The sequence below is a fragment of the Curtobacterium sp. MCBA15_016 genome (assembly GCF_001865105.1).
GTDB lineage: Bacteria > Actinomycetota > Actinomycetes > Actinomycetales > Microbacteriaceae > Curtobacterium.
Genome location: NZ_MJGR01000066.1, coordinates 1 through 260, shown reverse-complemented (window position 1 = coordinate 260; position 260 = coordinate 1). Strand labels below are relative to the sequence as shown.

The 260-nt window shown below is 68.5% G+C and carries 1 protein-coding gene; it reads left to right on the top strand.

Annotated elements, in window-relative coordinates; translation table 11 throughout:
- On the top strand, positions 1 to 260 hold a 260-nt coding region (locus BIV03_RS17615; protein ID WP_175475964.1), incomplete at both ends, for an aquaporin.

Here is a 260-nt window from a genome sequence, read left to right as displayed (position 1 = left end):
CGGTGTTCCTCGCCGAGGCGGTGCTGACCGGTGTCTTCATCGCCGTCATCCTCTCGATCACCGCCAAGAAGGAGTACCAGGCGGTCGCACCGCTCGGGATCGGGCTCACCCTGACGCTGATCCACCTCGTGAGCATCCCGATCAGCAACACCTCCGTGAACCCGGCGCGCTCGATCGCCGCGGCCGTCTACGGCGGGGCGACACCGCTCGCGCAGCTCTGGGTCTTCATCGTCGCCCCGATCGTCGGTGCCGTCGTCGCC